This window comes from Lishizhenia sp. (assembly GCF_033720595.1).
Lineage (GTDB): Bacteria > Bacteroidota > Bacteroidia > Flavobacteriales_D > Crocinitomicaceae > Lishizhenia.
The window spans coordinates 1-4,033 of the sequence record NZ_JAWWCF010000227.1 but is presented as its reverse complement, the minus strand read 5'-3'; the positions used below and the strand labels follow the sequence as shown (position 1 = coordinate 4,033).

Below are 4,033 nucleotides of genomic sequence, written 5' to 3'. Positions count from 1 at the left end.
GAGGTCTAGCTTGTCAGACCACTCTCTAAATGTGTTGGAAAATTCATTTTCACTTGTTATATAAAACGTCTCTATTTTCATCTCCGTAAATTTGTTAATTGCAACCAATTAGCTATTAAGCGGGGCGCAAAAATACTGAGAATACTCAATATTCTTCTATTATTTGGGGATTATTTTTAATAAACTTTTAAGATTCTATTTTTGATAACCTAATATCTCTAAATAATCAGAGGCATTTTGTTGCTCAGAGAAAACTTCTGTTTGTACTGCTCCCATTTTGTCTCTACTGATCAAAATATGTTTCGGTTCTGGTATCAAACAGTGCTTTAAACCTCCAAAACCACCAATGGTTTCTTGGTAAGCACCCGTGTTAAAGAATCCTATATATAAATCTTTGTCTTTTGTAAATTTTGGTAAGTAAATCGCGTTAACGTGTTGCTCAGAATTGTAGTAATCATCACTGTCGCACGTTAATCCACCTAAAAGTACACGTTCGTATTTTTCATTCCACCCATTTATAGGTAGCATTACGAAACGCTGATTAATAGCCCATGTATCAGGTAAGTTCGTCATGAACGAACTGTCAATCATGTTCCACTTCTCTCTATCGTTTTGTTGTTTTTGCGCAATTATTTTAAAAATAGCTCCTCCGCTTTCTCCAACGGTAAAAGATCCAAATTCAGTGAAAATGTTTGGTTCTGGGATATCGTATTCTTTACAAACACTTTGTATCTGTAAAAGAATTTCTTTCACCATGTAAGGGTAGTCGTAATCGAAACCGAGAGATTTCTTGATAGGGAAACCACCTCCGATATTTAAGCTGTCTAGGGAAGGACATACTTTTTTCAACTCACAGTATACGCGTAAACTCTTTGTTAATTCGTTCCAGTAGTAAGCGTTGTCGTCTATTCCTGTATTAATAAAGAAGTGAAGCATTTTCAAGTTCACCTTTTCATTGTCTTTAATCTTGTCTAAGTAATACGGTAAGATGTCGCGGTAACGCATACCCAAACGCGAGGTATAGAACTCAAATTTTGGATCTTCCTCAGAGGCAATACGAATTCCTATATCTATGGTACGGTTTACTTTCTCGGTTAACCTGTCCAACTCATCGGCATTGTCCATCACGGGCAAAACCTTAATGCGGTTGTCATTGATTAAACCTGCAATGTTATCAATGTATTTATCGGGCTTGTAACCATTACAAATTACTTGTGGATCATTGGTGATTTTTCCTTTATCCAACAAGTGATTAATGATGTCAATATCGTATGAACTAGACGTTTCTAAATGCACATCATTCTTCAATACTTCATCCAGTACAAAAGAAAAATGTGAGCTTTTCGTACAATAAGAATAATTGTAAGACCCCGTGTAGCGGATGGTGTTCATGGTTTCACTAAACCAACCTTTACATCTCTGGATGTTATTAGAGATTTGGGGTAGATAATTGAACTTTAGGGGAGTGCCATATTTAGCAATAAGTCCCATTAAGTCAATTCCATGGAACTGTAAAACATCGTCTTCCAAAGCAAATTCATCCTGTGGAAAATCGAAAGTTTGTTCAATTAAATCTATGTATTTCGTTCTCATTCTCGTTGTTAAAAGAGGTGGAGTTTATCCATTACTAAGAATCCACCAACAAGTAAAATTAATACACCGAAGCCCTTTTTAAGTACACTTCCATCTATTTTTTTAGAAAAAATTCCTCCAATTATAACTCCGCCTACCGTAAGCCCCGTTAATACAAGGAGTAAGCTCCAGTCTAATCCACCTTCGCCCATGATTTTTGGGTTGTTAAAATCACCTAAAAAGGCCACACAAGATTGTATAGTTACCACCAACATCGAGGTGCTGATGGCTTTTTTTATAGGAAGTCCCATAAAAATAAGTGCGGGTACAATTAAAAATCCTCCTCCTGCACCAACAAAACCAGCAAGAACCCCTACAGCAATTCCCAATGCGATAACTAGTGAGAGCGGTGTTTTTTTATTGTTTTCATTGGTGTCTTTACCAATCAGCATTTTTAAGGAAGTAAACATCATTAATACACCGAGCAGTATTACGATAACCGTATCTTTTTCTACTGTTGTATCAAAGAAGTGTAATGCTTCAGGAATATTCGGCATGATTAAACTACGCATGAAAAATGCTGTAATTGTGCTTGGAATTGCGAAAATAAGTCCTTCCCTTACTGCGAGTAAATTGAATTTAAGTCGTTGTAAAACGCCAATTAGAGAAGACATTCCAACAATGAAAAGAGAGTAGGAAGTAGAAACTTCTTCATTCACACTAAAGAGGTAAATCAATACCGGCATACTTAAGATACTTCCACCACCACCTACGAGGCCTAATACTATCCCGATTAAAATGGAGCAGAGATAACCTACAATTACAATTAAATCCATTAATTAAAATTAGAAATATTTGTGCGAGGGAACAAACTTCTGGTAAGGGCAATAAACAAAATTCCAAAAATGATGGTTGCAAATAGTAAATGGGCTACTTGTACCAACCCTGGCATGTTGAAATGCGCCAATAAAACTCCAGAGATAAGTTCAATGGCTAAGATGATAAATGCACTGTATAAGAGTTTTGATTTGGCAGATTTGAAATTTAAATACGCCAAAACTGCAAGCATAATTAAAACCAACCAACTAAAGCTTCTGTGTATATAAAACGTCATTCCCATTTCATCACTCCAGTCTTCTCTTCCTATACCTTGTTTGGTTAATTCATCAATAAATTCTCTCACTTGTGTACCTAAAAACATTTGTGTAAAAGTGATGGCAAAACTTAAAATGATAATGCCTTTAATGGATTTTGATACGCGTAATGCTCTTCCTGTTGGCTCACTTATTTTTCGGATAATTAGCAATTGTAAACAGATGATAACAAGGGCTAAAAACATGTGGACGGTGATGGTCCATGGAACTAAATTCGTGGCAACCACTATAGATCCAAACCATGCCTGAACTGCTAAGATGATTAGGTTGGCGAAGCTTAAAAAGAACAGTTTTTCTTTTCTGTATTTCAAGATGATCCAAAGGAAAACAACGAGAACACCGTTCCCTGCTAAAAATCCAAAAAGTCTATTTACATATTCCGTCCAGGTTTTTCTTCCGTTAAAATCTTGCTCAATTAAGAGTGATTTGTCGTTTCTCAATTTGTCTGCCGTTTCTCCCATTCCAAGCGTTTCGAGGAAGTTGGAAAATTTCACAACCTTCTTTGCTCTTTTTTCGGAGTAAATGTCTTTGTAATTGTCGGGCAAATTTTCATCGGTTGTTGGTGGTACCCATTGGCCGAAACATTTGGGCCAGTCCGGACACCCCATTCCACTTCCGGTAATTCTCACAAAACTACCTGCAATTACTACCAAATAAATTAAAACTAGGGTTAACCAATTGAAGCGAATAAATGCTTTGCTGAAGGGATTTTTCATGCTACAAAAATAAGTGACAAAGTTGATTTTTGTGATTTTTTTCACCGTAATAACATGAAATTCTTTGTGATAATGATCAATATTCTGAAAGGGATCTTATTTTTATCGGTAGAGCAAGTAATGAAGTGATGCAGAGTATTGGAATTATTGGATTTGGATGGTTGGGAAAACCCACAGGAGTGCGCCTTAGAATTATGAATGAAAAGGTGTCAGCTATTACTTCTTCAGCCAGTCGTTTAGAGGAAATTGAAGCCATGGGTATAGCGGCGACGCATATAGATTTGAATGCGGATTATTCTGCAGATTTATTTGACTGGATAGAAGGGAAGGATGTAGTAGTTTTCGCGATTTCTCCCTCTAAATTGGAAAACTACGTAGATGTAGTTGCCAATATTGCAGCCATGCTCAACGAAGAACAGAAAATGGTTTTCATCAGTTCAACCTCTGTGTACGATGATAATTTGAAAGTGGTTGATGAAACCAGTCCAACGAGTCCTTCTAAAAGGTCAGGTACAACACTTATAGATGCGGAAAAAGTTTTGTATCAAAAACTGGGTAAGCGTTTAAGTATCATTCGTATGGGGGGATTAG

3 protein-coding genes and 1 pseudogene are annotated in these 4,033 nt (G+C 36.5%); 1 reads left to right on the top strand and 3 read right to left on the bottom strand.

What is annotated here, in order from left to right:
- Positions 1-195: 195 nt before the first annotated feature.
- Genes R3333_RS12955 through R3333_RS12945 form a run of 3 tightly spaced genes read right to left on the bottom strand, consistent with a single transcriptional unit; the run spans position 196 to position 3,442 of the window.
- Positions 196-1,593 (bottom strand): arginine decarboxylase, encoded by a 1,398-nt coding sequence (locus R3333_RS12955; RefSeq protein WP_318959194.1) that lies wholly within the window; start codon positions 1,591-1,593, stop codon positions 196-198.
- Positions 1,594-1,601: 8 nt separating this feature from the next.
- Positions 1,602-2,408, bottom strand: coding sequence for a sulfite exporter TauE/SafE family protein (locus tag R3333_RS12950; RefSeq protein WP_318959193.1), 807 nt, complete (start codon positions 2,406-2,408; stop codon positions 1,602-1,604).
- Positions 2,408-3,442 carry a COX15/CtaA family protein gene (locus R3333_RS12945; RefSeq protein ID WP_318959192.1) on the bottom strand — a complete coding sequence of 345 codons (1,035 nt, stop codon included), beginning with the start codon at positions 3,440-3,442 and terminating at the stop codon, positions 2,408-2,410. The genes R3333_RS12950 and R3333_RS12945 overlap by 1 nt, the downstream gene beginning before the upstream one ends.
- 128 nt (positions 3,443-3,570) lie before the next feature.
- Between R3333_RS12945 and R3333_RS12940 the strand changes: the two are divergent.
- Positions 3,571-4,033: pseudogene (locus tag R3333_RS12940) on the top strand (hypothetical protein); the annotation flags it as partial.